Raw genomic sequence first — 17820 nt, forward strand, 5'->3', positions numbered from 1 at the left:
GGACCATGGGGAGATGCGCACGCAGGGCGGCGGCACCGGCAACGAGGAGGCGCGTGGTGGGGACTGACCTCGTCGTGATCGGCGCCGGGCCGGCCGGGCTCGCCGCCGCCCTGGCGGCCTTCGCGCGCGGCGTCCGGGTCACGCTCGTCGACGCCGCCGCGCGGACCGGCGGGCAGTTCTACCGGCAGCCCGACGCCGGACTCGGCGCCGGGCGGCCCGAGGCGCCGCACCACCAGGGGCGGACGTGGGAGCGGCTGCGGGACGGGCTCGCCGCCAGTGCCGTACGGGTCCTGACGGAACACCACGTGTGGTGCGTGGAGCGCACGCCGGACGGCTTCACCGTGCACGCCCTGCTCGGCCCGGAGCAGGAGGAGCCCGCCGAGGTGCACGCGCGTGCCGTGCTCCTGGCCACCGGCGGCTACGAACACGTGCTGCCCTTCCCCGGCTGGACCCTCCCGGGCGTCGTCACGGCCGGGGGAGCCCAGGCCATGCTCAAGGGCGGTCTCGTGGTGCCGGGGCGCCGAGCCGTGGTGGCCGGGTCCGGGCCGCTGCTGCTGCCTGTGGCGACCGGGCTCGCGGCGGCCGGCGTCGAGGTCGCCGCACTCGTCGAGTCCACCGGCCCGGGGCGCCTCGCCCGGCACGCCCCCGCCCTGGCCGGCAAGCTCCCCGAGGCCGCCGGACACGCTGCCGGGCTGCTGCGCCACCGCGTCCCGGTCCTCACCCGGCACACCGTCGTCCGCGCCCACGGCGACGACCGGCTGACCGGCGTCACCGTCGCCGCGCTCGACGCCGACGGGCGCGTCCGGCCCGGCACCGCACGGCACCTGTCCTGCGACACCCTCGCCGTCGGCCACGGCATGCTCCCGCACACCGACCTCGCCGAGAGCCTCGGCTGCCGGCTCGACGGGCTCACCGTGGCCGTCGACACCGAGCAGCGCACGGACGTGCCCGGCGTATGGGCGGCCGGCGAGGCCACCGGCATCGGCGGCGCCGCCCTGGCCCTCGCCGAGGGGCACATCGCCGGCTGCTCGGCCGCCGCCCGCCTGCGGGGCACCGCCCCCGAGCCGGCCCCCGCCGCCCTCAAGGCCCGCACGAAGCTCGGGCGATCTGCGGCCGCCCTGGAATCCGCCTGCGCGCCGCCCGCCCACTGGCCCGAGCACCTCACCGACGACACCGTGGTCTGCCGCTGCGAGGAGGTCACCGCGGGGTCCGTCCGCGAGGCCCTGGACCTCGGAGCGGGCGACGAACGCACCGTGAAACTGCTCACCCGGGCAGGGATGGGCTGGTGCCAGGGCCGGATGTGCGGCACCGCGATCGCCGCTCTCGCCGGCCGCGCACCCACTCCGGCCAAGCGCCCGTTCGCCCGGCCCGTGCCGCTCGGAGTCCTCGCCCGGCAACACCCCCAGGAGGGACCGTCATGACCCCACACCGCCCTTGGCGCGGCGTACTCGTCGCCACCGCGCTCCCGCTGAACGACGACCTCTCGGTGAACTACGACCGGTACGCCGAGCACTGCGCCTGGCTGGTCGCGAACGGCTGCGACGGCGTCGTGCCCAACGGCTCCCTCGGCGAGTACCAGGTGCTCACGCCCGAGGAGCGCGCCCGGGTCGTCGAGACGGCCGTCGCCGCGATCGGCGGGGAGCGCGTGATGCCCGGCGTCGCCGCGTACGGCTCCGCCGAGTCCCGGCGCTGGGCCGAGCAGGCCGGCGAGGCCGGCTGCCGGGCGGTGATGCTGCTGCCGCCGAACGCCTACCGCGCCGACGAGCGTTCCGTCCTCGCCCACTACGCCGAGGTCGCCCGGTCGGGCCTGCCGGTCGTCGCGTACAACAACCCGGTCGACACCAAGGTCGACCTCGTGCCCGAGCTGCTCGCCCGGTTGCACGGCGAAGGGCACATCCAGGGGGTGAAGGAGTTCTCGGGCGATGTCCGCAGGGCCTACCGGATCGCCGAACTGGCCCCGGAACTGGACCTGCTGGCCGGCGCGGACGACGTCCTGCTGGAGCTGGCCGTCGCGGGCGCCAAGGGCTGGGTGGCGGGCTACCCGAACGCGCTGCCCCGGGCCTCGGTGGAGCTGTACCGCGCGGCGGCCGACGGCGACCTCGACACCGCGCTGCCCCTGTACCGGCAGCTGCATCCGCTGCTGCGCTGGGACTCACAAGTGGAGTTCGTCCAGGCCATCAAGCTGTCCATGGACATCGCCGGCCGGCACGGCGGGCCCTGCCGTCCGCCCCGCGCGGCACTGCTGCCCGGGCAGGAGGCGGCGGTCCGCGCCGCCACGGAGAAGGCCGTCGCGGCCGGACTGGCCTAGACCGCACCGCACGAGGATCTGGGGACCGACATGCGCAGCAAACTCGTCCTGCACGCCGTCGACTCGCACACCGAGGGCATGCCGACCCGCGTGATCACCGGCGGCATCGGCACCATCCCCGGCGCCACCATGAACGAACGCCGGCTGTGGTTCCGTGAACACCGCGACGACGTCAAGCAGTTGCTGATGAACGAGCCACGCGGGCACTCCGCCATGAGCGGCGCGATCCTCCAGCCGCCGACCCGCCCCGACTGCGACTGGGGCGTCGTCTACATCGAGGTCTCCGGCTATCTGCCGATGTGCGGGCACGGCACCATCGGTGTGGCGACCGTGCTCGTCGAGACCGGCATGGTCGAGGTCGTCGAGCCGGTCACCACCATCCGGCTCGACACCCCGGCCGGCCCGGTCGTCGCCGAGGTGGCCGTCGAGGAGGGGGCGGCCAAGGCGGTCACCCTGCGCAACGTGCCCTCCTTCGCCGTCGGCCTCGACCGCAAGGCCACCCTCGCCGACGGCCGGACGGTGACGTACGACCTCGCCTTCGGCGGCAACTTCTACGCGATCCTGCCGCTGGAGCAGTTCGGCCTGCCCTTCGACCGCGAACGCAAGGACGACATCCTCGCGGCCGGCCTGTCCCTGATGGCGGCCGTGAACGCCGAGGGCCCGCCCGTCCACCCCGAAGACCCGTCCATCCACGGCCTCCACCACGTCTACCTGGCCGCCCCCGGCTCGGACGCCCGCCGCTCCCGGCACGCCATGGCCATCCACCCCGGCTGGTTCGACCGCTCGCCCTGCGGCACCGGCACCAGCGCCCGCATGGCCCAGCTGCACGCCCGGGGCGAACTCCCGCTGCACACCGAGTTCGTCAACGAGTCCTTCATCGGCACCCGGTTCACCGGCAGACTGCTCGGCACGACCGAGGTCGCCGGACGCCCGGCCGTGCTGCCCAGCTTCACTGGACGCGCCTGGATCACCGGCACCGCCCAATACCTGCTGGACCCCGAGGACCCGTTCCCCGCGGGCTTCGTCCTGTAGGCACCCGGTACGCGCACACGAGAGGAACCCCGACCGTCATGGCCCCCCGGCACACCCCCGCCCTGCCCGTGCTGGGCAGCAGGAAGCCCAGCCACCGGGAGCGGGTCGCGGACGCGCTGCGGGCCGCCCTGATCGCGGGTGAACTGCGGCCCGGCGAGGTCTACTCGGCCCCCGGCCTCGCCGCCCGCTTCGGCGTCTCCGCCACGCCGGTGCGCGAGGCCATGCTCGACCTGGCCAAGGAGGGCCTGGTCGACACCGTGCCCAACAAGGGCTTCCGCGTCACCGCCGTCTCCGGGCAACAGCTCGACGAGTACACCCACATCCGGGCGCTGATCGAGATCCCCACCACGGCGGAGCTGGCCCGCACCGCCGACCCGGTGGCCCTGGAGGCACTCCGCCCGGTCGCCCAGGAGATCGTCACCTCCGCCGCGTCCGGCGACCTCATCGCCTACGTCGAGGCCGACCTGCGCTTCCACCTCGGCCTGCTGGCCCTCGCCGGCAACGGCCATCTCGTCGACGTCGTACGCGACCTCCGACGCCGCTCGCGGCTCTACGGCCTGACGGCGCTGGTGGAACAAGGACGGCTGGAGGCGTCGGCCGAGGAGCACCTGGAGATCCTCGACGCGCTGCTCGCCGGGGACGAGGAGGCCGTACGGGCCGTGATGGCCCGGCACCTCGGGCATGTCCGGGGGCTGTGGGCTGGGCCCTGACCGCAGGACGCCGGGCTTGCCGTTGAAGTACACCGGGCTTTCCGCTGATCCTGGCCAAGATTTTGCGCAGATCTGCAAGCCACTTGCATACCTTGCGCTACTCTTGCGCGCATGACGCGACGACTTGCCGAGGTGGCGAAGAAGGTCGGGGTCAGCGAGGCCACGGTCAGCCGGGTGCTCAACGGCAAGCCGGGAGTCTCCGAACCGACCCGGCAGGCGGTGCTCTCCGCCCTGGACGTCCTCGGCTACGAGCGGCCCACGCAGCTGCGCGGTGAGCGGGCCCGGCTCGTCGGGCTGGTGCTGCCCGAGCTGCAGAACCCCATCTTCCCGGCGTTCGCCGAGGTCATCGGCGGCGCCCTCGCGCAGCTCGGACTGACACCGGTGCTGTGCACACAGACCCGGGGCGGCGTCTCCGAGGCGGACTATGTGACGCTGCTGCTCCAGCAGCAGGTCTCCGGCGTCGTCTTCGCCGGCGGTCTGTACGCGCAGGCCGACGCGCCCCACGACCACTACCGGCAGCTCGCCGAGCGCAACATCCCGGTCGTCCTGGTCAACGCGGCGATCGAGGACCTCGGTTTCCCGGCCGTCTCGTGCGACGACGCGGTGGCCGTGGAGCAGGCCTGGCGGCATCTGTCGTCCCTGGGGCACGAGCGGATCGGGCTGGTCCTGGGGCCCGCCGACCATGTCCCGTCGGCGCGCAAGCTGGCCGCCGTCCGGGCCGTCGGGCACGTCCCCGACAGTTACGTCGGCCGGGCCATGTTCTCCATCGAGGGGGGACACGCGGCCGCCGCCCGGCTCATCGACCGGGGCGTCACCGGCTTCATCTGCGCCAGTGACCCGCTCGCCCTGGGAGTCGTCCGGGCCGCCCGCCGCAAGGGACTCGACGTTCCGTCACGGATCTCCGTGGTGGGCTACGACGACTCCGCGCTGATGAACTGCACCGAACCCCCGCTCACCACCGTCCGCCAGCCCATCGAAGCCATGGGCAAGGCCGTGGTCGAGCTGCTGAACGCGCAGATCAGCGGCAGTTCGGTGGCGGCCGAAGAGCTGCTGTTCGAGCCCGAGTTGGTCGTACGGGGGTCGACGGCCCAGGCGCCCCGTCTCTGAGATCCACTCTCCTGTTCAACAATTGCAGATTCTGCGCGACATCTTGCGGTGCGATGTCGCCGGTGCTTGAGTGTGCGGCGCCCCCGCTCCTGTCCTGAGGCGTCCACACGCTCCTGCCCTAAGGGGTTCACCGATGAGAAGCACCGGGATCCGCCGTACCGTCGCCGCACTCGGCTTCAGCGCGCTCGCGCTCACCGCCTGCGGCGGGAACACCGACGACTCCGCGAGCGGCAAGACCCGCATCACGGTCAACTGCATGCCGCCCAAGAGCGCCAAGGTCGACCGTGGGTTCTTCGAGGAGGACGTCGCCGCCTTCGAGAAGCAGAACCCGGACATCGACGTCGTGGCGCACGACGCGTTCCCCTGCCAGGACCCGAAGACGTTCGACGCCAAACTCGCCGGCGGACAGATGGAGGACGTCTTCTACACGTACTTCACCGACGCCCGGCATGTCGTCGACATCAACCAGGCCGCCGATCTCACGCCGTACGTCAAGGAATTGAAGAGCTACGGCACGATCCAGCAGCAGCTGCGCGACATCTACACCGTCGACGGAAAGATCTACGGCATTCCGCGCACCGGATACTCGATGGGCCTGATCTACAACCGGGCCCTCTTCGAGAAGGCCGGACTCGACCCCGACCGGCCCCCGGCGACCTGGGCCGAAGTCCGCACCGCCGCACGGGAGATCGCAGACCTCGGCGGCGGCACCGTCGGATACGCCGACTACAGCGCCCAGAACCAGGGCGGCTGGCACTTCACCGCCGAGCTGTACTCCCAGGGCGGCGACGTCGTCAGCCCCGACGGCCAGAAGGCCACCGTCGACACCCCAGAGGGCCGGGCCGTCCTGCGGACCCTGCACGACATGCGCTGGACCGACGACTCGATGGGCAGCAAGCAGCTGCTCGTCATCAACGACGCCCAGCAGCTGATGGGTTCGGGCAAGCTCGGCATGTACCTCGCCGCTCCCGACAACATCCCGATCCTCGTCAAGGAGAAGGGCGCCGCCTACGAGGACATCGCCATCGCCCCGATGCCCGGCGGCCGGGCCACCCTGGTCGGCGGCGACGGCTACATGGTCAGCAAGAAGGCGAGCCCCGCCCAGATCCGCGCCGGCCTCAAGTGGCTCGACCACATGTTCCTCACCCCCGGCGACGGCTTCCTCGGCGACTACGCCCGCGCCAAGCGGCACGACGCCCCGGTCGGCCTGCCCGAGCCGCGTCTGTTCAGCGGCGCCGCCGACGCCAAGGACCAGCAGGTCAAGAAGGCCAACGCCAATGTCCCCGTGGGGAACTACCAGCCGTTCCTCGACGGCAACGCGCGCCTCGACATGAAGATCGAGCCACCCCACGCCCAGCAGATCTACTCCGTCCTCGACGGGGTCGTCTCCGCCGTCCTCACCAAGGAGGACGCCGACATCGACCGTCTGCTCAAGGACGCCTCGGGCAAGATCGACGGCATCCTGGCGCGAGGCTGAGCCCGGTGGAGAACACGCGGCCGAGCCAGAACCCGGGACCGAGCCCGATGACGACCCCGGGACCGAGCCCGAACTCGCGACCGAACCCGGTGACGACCCCGAGGCCGAAGCCCATGCAGCGTCCGGGCCCGAGCCCGACCTGGACCACCGGACACGGGGCCGCCGGACACGGGGCCTCCTCCGGACACCGGACCGCCCCGGCGTTCGAGGTCCGCCCGGAGCAGGCGCCGCCCCCGGCAGGGGACCGGAGGCGGCGCCGCCTCGCCGACCAGGGCCGTGCCTACGCCTTCCTCCTCGGCGGCCTGATCTGCTTCGCGCTGTTCTCCTGGTACCCGGCGATCCGCGCGGTCGTGATCGCCTTCCAGACGTACACGCCGGGCGCGGACCCCGAATGGGTCGGCACCGCCAACTTCACGCGTGTCGTCCAGGACCCCGAGTTCGCCGCCGCCTGGCGCAACACCCTCACCTTCACGCTCCTCGCGCTGCTGATCGGCTTCGCGATCCCGTTCCTCCTGGCCCTCGTCCTCAACGAACTCCGGCACGCCCGGGCCTTCTTCCGGATCGTCGTCTACCTCCCGGTGATGATCCCGCCGGTGGTCAGCGCCCTGCTGTGGAAGTGGTTCTACGACCCCGGAGCCGGCCTCGCCAACGAGGCGCTGCGGTTCCTGCACCTGCCGACCTCGAACTGGTCCAACGGCGCCGACACCGCGCTGGTCTCCCTCGTCATCGTCGCCACCTGGGCCACCATGGGCGGCACCGTCCTGATCTACCTGGCCGCCCTCCAGTCCATCCCGGGCGAGCTGTACGAGGCGGCCGAGCTGGACGGGGCGAGCCTGCTGCAACGCGTCCGGCACGTCACGATCCCGCAGACCAGGTTCGTCATCCTGATGCTGATGCTCCTTCAGATCATCGCCACCATGCAGGTGTTCACCGAACCGTTCGTCATCACCGGCGGCGGACCGGAGAACGCCACGGTGACCGTCCTCTACCTGATCTACAAGTACGCGTTCCTCTACAACGACTTCGGCGGAGCCTGCGCGCTGAGCGTGATGCTCCTGCTGCTGCTCGGCCTGTTCTCCGCCGGCTACCTCCGGCTCACCCGGACCGACGGGGAGACCGCATGAGCAGCACCCGTACCCTCCTCTCCCCGGCCGTCCTGGCCCGCCCGCGCGGCAGGGCCGTCTACTGGACCGTCTTCACCGGGGTCGTCCTGCTCTTCGCGCTCGCCTTCCTCTTCCCGGTCTACTGGATGGTGACGGGCGCGATGAAGTCCCCGGACGAGGTGGCCCGCACCCCGCCCACCCTGGTCCCCGAGGACTGGCACCTCGGCGGCTACACCGACGCCTGGGACCTCATGGAACTGCCGGCCCACCTGGGGAACACGCTCGTCCAGGCGTCCGGAGCCTGGCTGTGCCAGCTGGTGTTCTGCACGGCCGCCGCCTACGCCCTGTCCAGGCTGCGGCCGGCCTTCGGCGGGGTGATCCTCGGCGGCATCCTCGCCACGCTGATGGTCCCGGCCCAGGCGCTCGTCGTACCGAAGTACCTGACCGTCGCCGACCTCGGCCTGCTCAACGAACCCCTGGCCATCTGGCTGCCGGCCGTCGCCAACGCCTTCAACCTGTATCTGCTCAAGCGGTTCTTCGACCAGATGCCGCGCGATGTGCTGGAGGCCGCGGAGATCGACGGCGCCGGGAAGCTGCGCGTCCTGTGGTCGATCGTGCTGCCGATGTCCCGGCCCGTCCTCGGCGTCGTGTCGATCTTCGCGCTGGTCGCCGTGTGGCAGGACTTCCTGTGGCCGCTGATGGTCTTCTCCGACACCGGCAAGCAGCCCATCAGCGTGGCGCTCGTCCAGCTGTCGCAGAACATCCCGCTGACCGTGCTCATCGCCGCCATGGTGATCGCCAGCGTCCCCATGGTCGCCCTCTTCCTGGTCTTCCAGCGGCACATCATCGCCGGGATCAGCGCGGGCAGCACGAAGGGCTGACACCGGCCCCCGATCCGACGAAAGGTACCCACCGTGGGACAGCCCACCCCTGCCTCGCACCACGACGACTGGTGGCGCTCCGCCGTCATCTACCAGGTGTACGTCCGCAGCTTCGCCGACGGCGACGGCGACGGCACCGGCGACCTCGCGGGCGTCCGCGCCCGGCTGCCCTACCTCGCCGACCTCGGGGTCGACGCCCTGTGGTTCACGCCCTGGTACCTGTCCCCGATGAAGGACGGCGGCTACGACGTCGCCGACTACGGTGCGATCGACCCGGCGTTCGGCACCCTCGCCGAGGCCGAGAAGCTCATCGCCGAAGCCCTCCAGCTGGGCATCCGCACGATCGTCGACATCGTGCCGAACCACGTCTCCGACCAGCACCCCTGGTTCCGGTCGGCGCTGCGGGGCGGCCCGGAGCAGGAGCTTTTCCACTTCCGCGCCGGCCGCGGCGCCGGGGGCGAACTCCCGCCCAACGGCTGGCGCTCCCAGTTCGGCGGCCCCGCCTGGACCCGGCTGGCCGACGGCTCCTGGTATCTGCACCTGTTCGCCCCCGAACAGCCCGACCTCGACTGGTCCCACCCGGCGGTCCGCCGGGAGCACGAGGACATCCTGCGCTTCTGGCTGGAACGGGGCGTCGCCGGTGTCCGCATCGACTCCGCGGCCCTGCTGGTGAAGGACCCGCGGCTGCCGGACTTCCTGGAGGGCCGCGACCCGCACCCCTACGTCGACCGCGACGAACTGCACGACATCTACCGGTCCTGGCGGGCGATCGCCGACGAGTACGGGGCCGTCTTCGTCGGCGAGGTCTGGCTCCCCGACAGCGAACGCTTCGCCCGCTACCTCCGCCCCGACGAGCTGCACACCGCCTTCAACTTCTCCTTCATGACGTGCCCCTGGGACGCGGAGCGCTTGCGCCGGTCCGTCGACGAGACCCTCGCCGAGCACGCCCCGGTCGGCGCGCCCGCCACCTGGGTGCTGTGCAACCACGACGTCACCCGCACGGTCACCCGCTACGGCCGCACCGACACCGGCTTCGACTTCGCCACCAAGGCCTTCGGCACCCCCGCCGACCTCGCGCTCGGCACCCGCAGGGCCCGCGCCGCCGCCCTGCTGTCCCTGGCCCTGCCCGGCGCGGTCTACGTCTACCAGGGCGAGGAACTGGGCCTGCCCGAGGCCGAGATCCCCCTGGACCGCATCCAGGACCCGATGCACTTCCGCTCCGGCGGCACCGACCCCGGCCGGGACGGCTGCCGGGTGCCGCTGCCCTGGACGGCCGGGGCACCGCACGCCGGTTTCGGCGGGGAGCCGTGGCTGCCCCAGCCCGACGGCTGGCCGGCCTACGCCGCCGACCGGCAGGCCGCGGACCCGCACTCGATGCTCAGCCTCTACCGCGAGGCGATCCGGCTGCGCCCGGCCTTCGGTGACGGCCCCCTCACCTGGCTGCCCGCCCGGGACGGCGTTCTCGCCTTCCGCCGGGGAGCCGGAATCTGCCTGGTGAACCTCGGCGACACCCCCGCCGACCTGCCCGCGCCCTCCGAACTCCTCCTCACCAGCGGCCCGTTGCCCACGGACGGCCGGCTGCCGAAGGACACCGCGGTCTGGCTGCGCGCCTGACACCGCACCGCGCTGTCCCCACACCCCCACCCCGAAGGGATCAGCACATGCGCACCTTCAGAACTGTCAGGAGCATGCCAGCACTGGCGACGGCTGTCGCGATGGCCGCCGGAACCCTCGTCGCCCTCGCTCCCGCCCCGGCCCACGCCGCGGGCGCCGCCCTGCCCTTCACCTCGGTCGAGGCGGAATCGGCGACGAGCACCGGCACGAAGATCGGCCCGGACCACACCCAGGGCACCCTGGCGTCCGAGGCCTCCGGGCGCCGGGCCGTGCGCCTCGCCTCCGGGCAGCGCGTCGAATTCACGGTGCCCCGCGCCTCGAACGCCGTGACCGTCGCCTACAGCGTCCCCGACGGCCAGTCCGGCTCGCTCGACGTGTACGTCAACGGCCAGAAGCTCGCGAAGAGCCTCCCCGTCACCGCCAAGTACTCCTACGTCGACACCCCCTGGATCCCCGGCGCCAAGACCCACCACTTCTACGACAACGCCCGGCTGCCGCTCGGGCAGAACCTCCAGCCGGGCGACAAGGTCGCCCTTCAGGCCACGAACGTCCAGGTCACCGTGGACGTGGCCGACTTCGAGCAGGTGGCAGCGGCGGCAGGCAAACCCGCCGGAGCCGTCTCCGTCACCGACAAGGGCGCCGACCCCAGCGGGCAGGGCGACTCCACCCAGGCCTTCCGCGAGGCCATCGCCGCCGCACGCGGGGGAGTGGTGTGGATCCCGCCGGGCGAGTACCGCCTCACCTCGTCCCTCAACGGCGTCCAGGACGTCACCCTCCAGGGCGCCGGGCACTGGCACTCCGTCGTGCGCACCTCCCGCTTCATCGACCAGTCGAGTTCCTCCGGCAACGTCCACATCAAGGACTTCGCGGTGATCGGCGAAGTGACCGAGCGGGTCGACTCCAACCCCGACAACTTCGTCAACGGATCGCTCGGCCCGGGCAGTTCCGTCTCCGGCATGTGGCTCCAGCACCTCAAGGTCGGCCTCTGGCTGCTGGGCAACAACGACAACCTGGTCGTGGAGAACAACCGCTTCCTCGACGTGACCGCCGACGGCCTCAACCTCAACGGCAACGCCCGCGGGGTCCGCGTCCGGAACAACTTCCTGCGCAACCAGGGCGACGACGCCCTCGCGATGTGGTCCCTGTACGCCCCGGACACGAACAGCAGCTTCGAGAACAACACCATCACCCAGCCGAACCTCGCCAACGGCATCGCGATCTACGGCGGTACCGACATCACCGTCAAGAACAACCTGATCTCCGACACCAACGCCCTCGGCAGCGGCATCGCGATCTCCAACCAGAAGTTCCTCGACCCCTTCCACCCGCTCGCCGGCACCATCACCGTCGACGGCAACACCCTCGTCCGCACCGGCGCGATGAACCCCAACTGGAACCACCCCATGGGCGCGCTGCGGGTCGACTCCTACGACAGCGCCATCGAGGCCCAGGTGCGGATCACGAACACCACCGTCACCGACAGCCCCTACAGCGCCTTCGAGTTCGTGTCGGGCAGCGGCCGCGGTTTCGCCGCGAAGAACATCACCGTCGACGGAGCGACCGTGAGGGGCGCGGGCACGGTCGTGGTCCAGGCCGAGACGCCGGGCGCCGCCACCTTCCGCGACGTCACGGCGACCGGCGTCGGGGCCGCCGGTGTCTACAACTGCCCCTACCCGTCCGGCTCGGGCACCTTCACACTCACCGACGGCGGCGGCAACACGGGCTGGAACAGCACCTGGTCGGACTGCTCCACCTGGCCACAGCCCGGCCAGGGCAACCCGGACCCCGACCCGGGCCGCAACCTCGCCAAGGGCCGCCCGGCCACGGCCACCGGCTCGCAGGACGTCTACGCGCCGGGCAAGGCGGTCGACGGCGACCCCGACACGTACTGGGAGTCCGCCAACCACGCCTTCCCGCAGTCCCTCACCGTCGACCTCGGCGCCCGGGAGGCGGTCCGACGCCTGGTGCTGAAGCTGCCGCCGCAGGCCGCCTGGCAGGCCCGTACCCAGACGCTGTCCGTGCAGGGCAGCACCGACGGATCGGCCTGGTCGACCGTCGTCCCCGCCAAGGACCACCGCTTCGACCCGGCCACCGGAAACACGGTCACCGTCCCCCTGCCCGATGGCACGAACCTGCGCCATCTGCGGCTGCACGTGACCGCCAACACCGGCTGGCCGGCAGCCCAGTTCAGTGAGGTGGAGGCGTACCTGTCCTGACGCGCCGCACGCCCGGCCCCACGAGAGCGATCGCCGTCCCGGTGCCCGACGGTCCGGGCCCGGGGCGGCGCACCGGGCGACCTGTTCACAGATCCAGCACGAGCCGCTTCCCGCGGCAGCGGGACACACAGATCAGCATGGTCTCGCCGGCCGCGCGTTCGTCCTCCGTCAGCACCGAGTCACGGTGGTCCGGCTCGCCGTCGAGGACGTCGGTCTCGCACGTGCCGCAGGTGCCCTCGGTGCAGGAGTACAGCACCTCGACCCCGGCCTCGCGCACGGCGTCGAGCACCGACACGTCCGGGGCGACGGTGAGCGTCCTGCCGCTGCGCGCCAGCTCCACCTCGAACGCGGTGGCGTCGCCGCTCTCCTGCTCCTTCGGCCGGAACCGCTCGACGCGCAGCACCCCGGACGGGCACCGGGCCTCGACCGCGTCCAGCAGCGGCCCGGGGCCGCAGCAGTAGACGAGTGTGCCCTCGGGCACGTCGTCCAGCACGGAGGGCAGGTCCAGCAGGCCGGTCTCGTCCTCGGGCGCGATCGTCACCCGGTCGCCGAAGCGGCCCAGTTCCCCTCCGAAGGCCATGGAGCCGCGGGTGCGCCCGCCGTACAGCAGCGTCCACTCGGCGCCCGCCGCCTCGGCCGCCGCCAGCATCGGCAGGATCGGCGTGATGCCGATGCCGCCCGCCACGAACCGGTACCGGGCAGCGGGTTCCAGAGCGAAGTTGTTCCGGGGACCGCGCACCCGCACCTCGGCCCCCTCGCCCAACCGTTCGTGCACATGGACCGAACCGCCCCGCCCGGCGCTCTCGCGCAGCACCGCGATCCGCCAGGCCGACCGGTCCGCCGGATCGCCGCACAGCGAGTACTGCCGCTCCAGACCGGGCTCCAGCAGGGCGTCGACGTGGGCCCCCGGCTCCCAGGCCGGAAGCAGCTCGCCCAGCGGATGGCGCAGGGTCAGGGCGAGCACCCCCTCGGCCGCGAACTCCACCCTTTCGACGACGAGTTCGGCCTCGTACACACTCATGAGCTGTTTCCTCGCGGCTCGTCGACGGAGTGCCCCCGGGGATGGGCGAGCATCCACTCCCACATCTCGACCGGGTCCTGCGCGGTGTGCTCACGGCCGCAGTGGCAGGTGCCGTGCAGGGTGTCGGTGCCGGGCAGCCAGTCGATGCGGTAGACCTCGCCGGTCGGAGCGGTCACCGGATCTTCTCCACGGGCTTCTCGCCCTGCTCCACCAGCCGGGCCAGGATGCGGCGGGCGGCCAGACCACCGGTGTCGATGTTGATGCTCAGCTCCTGATAGCCGGTGCGTTCGGTACCGAGCGTCTTCTGCAGCAGGTTGAGCGCGGTGACGTCCTGCATCACGACCGTGTGGTTGTTGCCCCGCAGGAACTCGGTGACCTCGGTGTCGTCCGTCGCCCAGTCCCGGGACACCGCCCAGAAGTCGTACACCGTGCCGTCGCCGGACGGCGTGATCGCGTACGTGATCTCGGTGTGGAAGCCGTTCGGGTCGCTGCCGTCGGCCTCGGGCAGCACCCCGGACGGGGCGATGCGGCTGTGCAGCAGATACAGACAGGGGGCGTGGTACTCGATGTCCTGCCAGCGGGTGATCCGGCCCTCGATGCCGGTCGACCTGGCGTAGAACGGCGGGCATTCGGCGTCGTCCATGCGCCGGCTCACCCGGACGATCCCGGCGCCCTCGTCGACCTCGGTGGTGATCGGCGTCTCAGCGACCTCGGGGGTGCCGATGTAACCGCCGTGCAGATACGTCTCGTGGGACAGGTCCAGCAGGTTGTCGACGAGCAGCCCGTAGTCGCAGTCGATGGGCTCCATGCCGCGCACGGTGACCCAGCCGGGGGAGTCGAGGTGCCGTGCCCGGGGGATGGTCTGCGCGTCGGCGAGGGCCGGGTCGCCGATCCACACCCAGATCAGCGAGTCCTGCTCGACGACCGGGTAGGAGGCGATCCGGGCCGTGCGCGGCACCCGCTTCTGACCGGGCACGTACACGCAACGGCCGGACGTGTCGTACGTGAACCCGTGGTATCCGCACACGATCCGGTCCCCGTCCAGCCGCGTCGGCGCCTCGGACAGCGGGTAACGGCGGTGCACACACCGGTCGTGCAGCACGACCGGCGTTCCGTCCTCCTCGCTCCGGTACAGCACGAGCGTCTCACCGAGAATCGTCCGGCCGAGCAACTCCCGCCCCACCTCGTGACTGTAGGCGGCGACGTACCACTGGTTCCTGGCGAAGGCGGTCATGTGAGGCATGGGCGCTGGCTCCCGTCTGTGGTCGTGCCGTCATGGTCGGGGCGGGCCTCCGGACACCGCAACGGCCCTTCCGTCAGGCGGAAGAGCCTGTTTACAGTGTCAGCGGTTTCCGAATCAAAAAGTGAAATCGAAACGGAATTCCGGGGTTTATTGTCGCGAAGGATTGTCCTAGCCTGGATGCATGGAAAAGACAAGAACACAGTTCTACGTAGTGAAAACCGGCGACAATCTCACCAAGATCGCGCAGACGTTTCATGTGACAGTCGATCAGCTCATGGCATGGAATCCGCAAATCAAGGACCGCAACAAGATCTTCCCCGACCAGCGAATTCGTGTGTCCCCTCCGGAGGGAACGGGCGGTGATGTCGAGTACGAGCCCTTTCCAGGGGCAGACTTCTTCCAACCGTCAGTGACCAGTCCCGTCATCGAGGCCATGGGCTACCGTCTGATCGAGGAGGAGTGCTCGGTGTATTCCGGCGGCCCTGACTCGACGTGGAGTCCGGCGGATCAGAAGTCTTACGCGAACTGGCAGCGCAAGCTCGGATTCAGCGGCCCTGACGCCGACGGCATTCCGGGGCGAACGTCCTGGGACAAGCTCCATGTCCCGGCAGTTTACGCATGACCAGAACCGAAAGCCGGCCGGCCCGTAAGCGCAGCCGAATGTCTGGCCTGCGCAACGGGCCGCCGCGGTCCGCATGGCGCGCACGGGCCAGGGCCCGCATCGCCTATCTTGAAGCGGAGCTGGACCGCGAGAGCGGCAGACTTCCGCCGGGCGACCGGGCGGCGCTCATCGAGGGAATGCGAAGCCACCTGGAAAAGGCCCGCGCGGCCGCGGACGAGGATTTCGGATGGCGGAAGTTGTGGTCGGGATCGGCTGCCCGTGAGGGCGTGTGCTCGAACATCCGCAATGCCGAGGTTTTGCTGATCCAACTGGTGTCCGACGACGAGGCCGCGGGCCGCGTCAGCGAGGTCATGGCACTGGTCAAGGAACACCTGGACGCGGACGACCCACGGCGGGTCCGGCTCGCCCGGCGCCTGCGCCACATCATCTCCTGCGACGTCACCGCGAGCGACAGGGACCTCATGGCCCGGGCGCTCGACGCCGCGTACTGCAGCCTGGACGACGAGCTGGCCCGGGTGCGCAGTCTGCGCAACATCCTCTGGGCCGCGACGGTCCTCGTGCTGATCGGTGTGGTGAGCCTGGCCCTGTACGGGTGGTTCTCGCCCGGTTCGCTGAGCTTGTGCTTCTCACCCCAGGGTGCCTCCGGAGACAAAGTCACCGTCGTGTGCCCCACCTCCGAGCACTACAAACAGCCGGCCGACACCGACGCGAGCAAACTGGCCAGCGCGAAGGACATCCTCACCGTCGAGATCACCGGACTCGCCGGTGCCGCCCTCACCGTCATCGCGTCACTGCGCCGCATCCGCGGCACCGACTCCCCCTACATGCTGCCCCTGGCGTCGGCGGTGCTGAAGCTGCCCACCGGCGCCCTGTCGGCCTTCCTCGGACTGCTGCTGATCCGTGGTGCCTTCGTCCCTGGACTCAGCGACCTCGACAGCAGGGCGCAGGTCCTCGCCTGGGCCGCCGCCTTCGGCGCCGCACAGCACCTGGTGACGCGTCTCGTCGACGACCGTGCCCAGATGACGCTGTCGGAGGTCGGCCGGACCACCGACGCCGTGATCAACCCCGAGAGAGTCGCTGTCAGGGAAGGACTGCCGGCGTCCGCCACCGGGTCGCCCAACGGAGCGGGACCGCACGACGAGCCGCACGGGCACGACGGAAACGGTGAACCGGTTCCCGACGGCGGGCCACCTCACCGCCGCAGCGGTACATGAGCCGTCTCCGGAAGTCGCAGATACACCACCGACGACACCAGGCAGAGCCCCGCCACGTACCAGGGGAACAGCTCCGCATGCCCCAGCTCCTTGAAGAGGGTGCCGACGTAGGGGGCCGTGCCGCCGAAGAGGGCCACCGTCAGGGAGTACGGAAAGCCGATGCCCGCCGCGCGGACCCGCGGCGGGAAGATCTCCGCGTTCACGGCCGCGCTGATCGAGGTGAACCCCGTCAGCAGCACCATGCCCGCGCACTGCACGAGCAGCAGCACGGCGAACGAGTCGCGCAGGGTGTGCAGCAGCGGCACCGCGAGCAGCGCGAAGCCCAGGCCGAAGAAGAGCAGCAGCGGGCGGCGGCCGAAGCTGTCCGAGAGGAGGCCCCCGAGCGGCTGCAGCAGCGCGAAGAAGGCCAGTGAGATCGTGCCCGCCAGCAGCGCGTCCGACTTCTCGACGCCCGCGTTGAGTTCGGCGTACGTCGGCAGATACGACGTCCACGTGTAGTACGCGAGAGTGCCGCCCGCCGTGATGCCGCCGATGAGCAGCGACTCGCGCGGATGCCGGCGCAGCGCCTCGAACAGGCCCGGGCGCGGGGCCTGCCGCTGCTCGGCGCTGAGGGTCTCCTGCGCGCCCCGCCGGATCCAGAAGCCGACCAGGCTCAGCACGGCCCCGAGCACGAACGGCACCCGCCAGCCCCAGCCGTTCATCTGTCCGTCATCGAGCGTGTCCACCAGCAGCGTCGCGACGCCGGAGGCGACCAGCTGCCCCACGGTCGTGGACACGTACTGGAAGCTGGAGAACAGCCCGCGCCGGCCGGGGCCCGCCGACTCCACCAGGAAGGTCGTCGAGGCAGCGAACTCGCCGCCCACGGACAGCCCCTGGAGCAGCCGGGCGAGGACGAGGATCACCGGTGCCAGGACGCCCACGGAGGCGTAGGGCGGGGTGAGCCCGACCAGCAGGCTGCTGCCGCCCATGAGCAGGATCGTGACGGTGAGGGCGGCCCGCCGCCCGTGCCGGTCCGCGACGGCGCCCATCAGCAGCCCGCCCACCGGCCGCATGAAGAAGCCGACCGCGAACACCGCGAACGTGGACAGCAGCGGCACCAGTGAGTTGTCCGCGCCCTTCGGGAAGACCTGGGCAGCGATGTACGTGGCCAGAAACGTGTAGGCGTACCAGTCGTACCACTCGACCGCGTTGCCCACGGAGGCGGCGAGGAGCTGGCGAACGGGCCGTTTCGTCGGCGGCGAAGCCGTCTGCGTCTCTGTCACGCCCCTCACC

The 17820-nt window shown here is 71.2% G+C and carries 16 protein-coding genes; 12 read left to right on the plus strand and 4 right to left on the minus strand.

The window, feature by feature from the left end; all coding sequences use genetic code 11:
- Window positions 1–56: 56 nt before the first annotated feature.
- The 10 genes from IGS69_RS29710 to IGS69_RS29755 all read left to right on the plus strand — a co-directional run bounded on the left by IGS69_RS29710 (window position 57) and on the right by IGS69_RS29755 (window position 12448).
- Window positions 57–1421 carry an FAD/NAD(P)-dependent oxidoreductase gene (locus IGS69_RS29710; RefSeq protein ID WP_232543678.1) on the plus strand — a complete coding sequence of 455 codons (1365 nt, stop codon included), beginning with the start codon at window positions 57–59 and terminating at the stop codon, window positions 1419–1421.
- Window positions 1418–2308 (plus strand): dihydrodipicolinate synthase family protein, encoded by an 891-nt coding sequence (locus tag IGS69_RS29715; RefSeq protein WP_190903542.1) that lies wholly within the window; start codon window positions 1418–1420, stop codon window positions 2306–2308. The genes IGS69_RS29710 and IGS69_RS29715 overlap by 4 nt, the downstream gene beginning before the upstream one ends.
- A 30-nt stretch (window positions 2309–2338) precedes the next feature.
- Window positions 2339–3340: a proline racemase family protein gene (locus tag IGS69_RS29720; RefSeq protein WP_190903543.1), complete on the plus strand. Its 1002-nt coding sequence runs from the start codon at window positions 2339–2341 to the stop codon at window positions 3338–3340.
- A 38-nt stretch (window positions 3341–3378) separates the two neighbouring features.
- On the plus strand, window positions 3379–4050 hold the full coding sequence (locus IGS69_RS29725) for a GntR family transcriptional regulator (RefSeq protein WP_190903544.1): 672 nt from the start codon (window positions 3379–3381) through the stop codon (window positions 4048–4050).
- Between the two features lie 111 nt (window positions 4051–4161).
- Window positions 4162–5157: a LacI family DNA-binding transcriptional regulator gene (locus IGS69_RS29730; protein ID WP_190903545.1), complete on the plus strand. Its 996-nt coding sequence runs from the start codon at window positions 4162–4164 to the stop codon at window positions 5155–5157.
- Between the two features lie 133 nt (window positions 5158–5290).
- A complete protein-coding gene (locus IGS69_RS29735) occupies window positions 5291–6634 on the plus strand; it encodes an ABC transporter substrate-binding protein (RefSeq protein WP_190903546.1) in 1344 nt (447 codons plus the stop codon).
- A 113-nt stretch (window positions 6635–6747) separates the two neighbouring features.
- The gene (locus tag IGS69_RS29740; RefSeq protein ID WP_232543679.1) at window positions 6748–7758 is read left to right on the plus strand and encodes a carbohydrate ABC transporter permease; all 1011 of its coding nucleotides are present in this window, start codon (window positions 6748–6750) and stop codon (window positions 7756–7758) included.
- A complete protein-coding gene (locus IGS69_RS29745; RefSeq protein WP_190903547.1) occupies window positions 7755–8618 on the plus strand; it encodes a carbohydrate ABC transporter permease in 864 nt (287 codons plus the stop codon). Before IGS69_RS29740 ends, IGS69_RS29745 begins: the two co-directional genes overlap by 4 nt.
- Window positions 8619–8651: 33 nt before the next feature.
- A complete protein-coding gene (locus IGS69_RS29750) occupies window positions 8652–10232 on the plus strand; it encodes a glycoside hydrolase family 13 protein (protein WP_190903548.1) in 1581 nt (526 codons plus the stop codon).
- A gap of 47 nt (window positions 10233–10279) precedes the next feature.
- Window positions 10280–12448: a discoidin domain-containing protein gene (locus IGS69_RS29755; RefSeq protein ID WP_190903549.1), complete on the plus strand. Its 2169-nt coding sequence runs from the start codon at window positions 10280–10282 to the stop codon at window positions 12446–12448.
- An 85-nt stretch (window positions 12449–12533) separates the two neighbouring features.
- On the opposite strand, the gene IGS69_RS29760 is transcribed toward IGS69_RS29755, so the two are convergent.
- From IGS69_RS29760 to IGS69_RS29770, 3 genes are read right to left on the minus strand one after another with little or no spacing between them, the layout of a single operon-like run.
- The gene (locus IGS69_RS29760; protein ID WP_190903550.1) at window positions 12534–13469 is read right to left on the minus strand and encodes a PDR/VanB family oxidoreductase; all 936 of its coding nucleotides are present in this window, start codon (window positions 13467–13469) and stop codon (window positions 12534–12536) included.
- Window positions 13466–13645 (minus strand): hypothetical protein, encoded by a 180-nt coding sequence (locus tag IGS69_RS29765; protein ID WP_190903551.1) that lies wholly within the window; start codon window positions 13643–13645, stop codon window positions 13466–13468. Before IGS69_RS29765 ends, IGS69_RS29760 begins: the two co-directional genes overlap by 4 nt.
- Window positions 13642–14712, minus strand: coding sequence for an aromatic ring-hydroxylating dioxygenase subunit alpha (locus IGS69_RS29770; RefSeq protein ID WP_190903552.1), 1071 nt, complete (start codon window positions 14710–14712; stop codon window positions 13642–13644). Before IGS69_RS29770 ends, IGS69_RS29765 begins: the two co-directional genes overlap by 4 nt.
- Before the next feature lie 181 nt (window positions 14713–14893).
- Here IGS69_RS29770 and IGS69_RS35260 point away from each other — a divergent pair, with 181 nt between their 5' ends.
- Together IGS69_RS35260 and IGS69_RS29780 are read left to right on the plus strand one after the other, a co-directional pair.
- Entirely contained in the window at window positions 14894–15334 is a 441-nt protein-coding gene (locus tag IGS69_RS35260) for a peptidoglycan-binding protein (protein ID WP_190903553.1), read from the plus strand.
- Between the two features lie 38 nt (window positions 15335–15372).
- Window positions 15373–16548: a hypothetical protein gene (locus IGS69_RS29780; RefSeq protein ID WP_232543680.1), complete on the plus strand. Its 1176-nt coding sequence runs from the start codon at window positions 15373–15375 to the stop codon at window positions 16546–16548.
- Here IGS69_RS29780 and IGS69_RS29785 read toward each other — a convergent pair.
- Window positions 16527–17810 (minus strand): MFS transporter, encoded by a 1284-nt coding sequence (locus IGS69_RS29785; protein WP_190903554.1) that lies wholly within the window; start codon window positions 17808–17810, stop codon window positions 16527–16529. The genes IGS69_RS29780 and IGS69_RS29785 overlap by 22 nt on opposite strands.
- Between the last annotated feature and the right edge of the window lie 10 nt (window positions 17811–17820).

The organism is Streptomyces tuirus (genome assembly GCF_014701095.1).
GTDB classification, from domain to species: Bacteria; Actinomycetota; Actinomycetes; order Streptomycetales; family Streptomycetaceae; genus Streptomyces; species Streptomyces tuirus.

Coding starts and splice junctions, on each gene's coding strand:
- IGS69_RS29715 (WP_190903542.1), top strand. CDS start 1,418: ATGACCCCACACCGCCCTTGGCGCGGCGTACTCGTCGCCACCGCGCTC.
- IGS69_RS29720 (WP_190903543.1), top strand. CDS start 2,339: ATGCGCAGCAAACTCGTCCTGCACGCCGTCGACTCGCACACCGAGGGC.
- IGS69_RS29725 (WP_190903544.1), top strand. CDS start 3,379: ATGGCCCCCCGGCACACCCCCGCCCTGCCCGTGCTGGGCAGCAGGAAG.
- IGS69_RS29730 (WP_190903545.1), top strand. CDS start 4,162: ATGACGCGACGACTTGCCGAGGTGGCGAAGAAGGTCGGGGTCAGCGAG.
- IGS69_RS29735 (WP_190903546.1), top strand. CDS start 5,291: ATGAGAAGCACCGGGATCCGCCGTACCGTCGCCGCACTCGGCTTCAGC.
- IGS69_RS29740 (WP_232543679.1), top strand. CDS start 6,748: ATGCAGCGTCCGGGCCCGAGCCCGACCTGGACCACCGGACACGGGGCC.
- IGS69_RS29745 (WP_190903547.1), top strand. CDS start 7,755: ATGAGCAGCACCCGTACCCTCCTCTCCCCGGCCGTCCTGGCCCGCCCG.
- IGS69_RS29755 (WP_190903549.1), top strand. CDS start 10,280: ATGCGCACCTTCAGAACTGTCAGGAGCATGCCAGCACTGGCGACGGCT.
- IGS69_RS29760 (WP_190903550.1), bottom strand. CDS start 13,469: ATGAGTGTGTACGAGGCCGAACTCGTCGTCGAAAGGGTGGAGTTCGCG.
- IGS69_RS29770 (WP_190903552.1), bottom strand. CDS start 14,712: ATGCCTCACATGACCGCCTTCGCCAGGAACCAGTGGTACGTCGCCGCC.
- IGS69_RS35260 (WP_190903553.1), top strand. CDS start 14,894: ATGGAAAAGACAAGAACACAGTTCTACGTAGTGAAAACCGGCGACAAT.
- IGS69_RS29780 (WP_232543680.1), top strand. CDS start 15,373: ATGTCTGGCCTGCGCAACGGGCCGCCGCGGTCCGCATGGCGCGCACGG.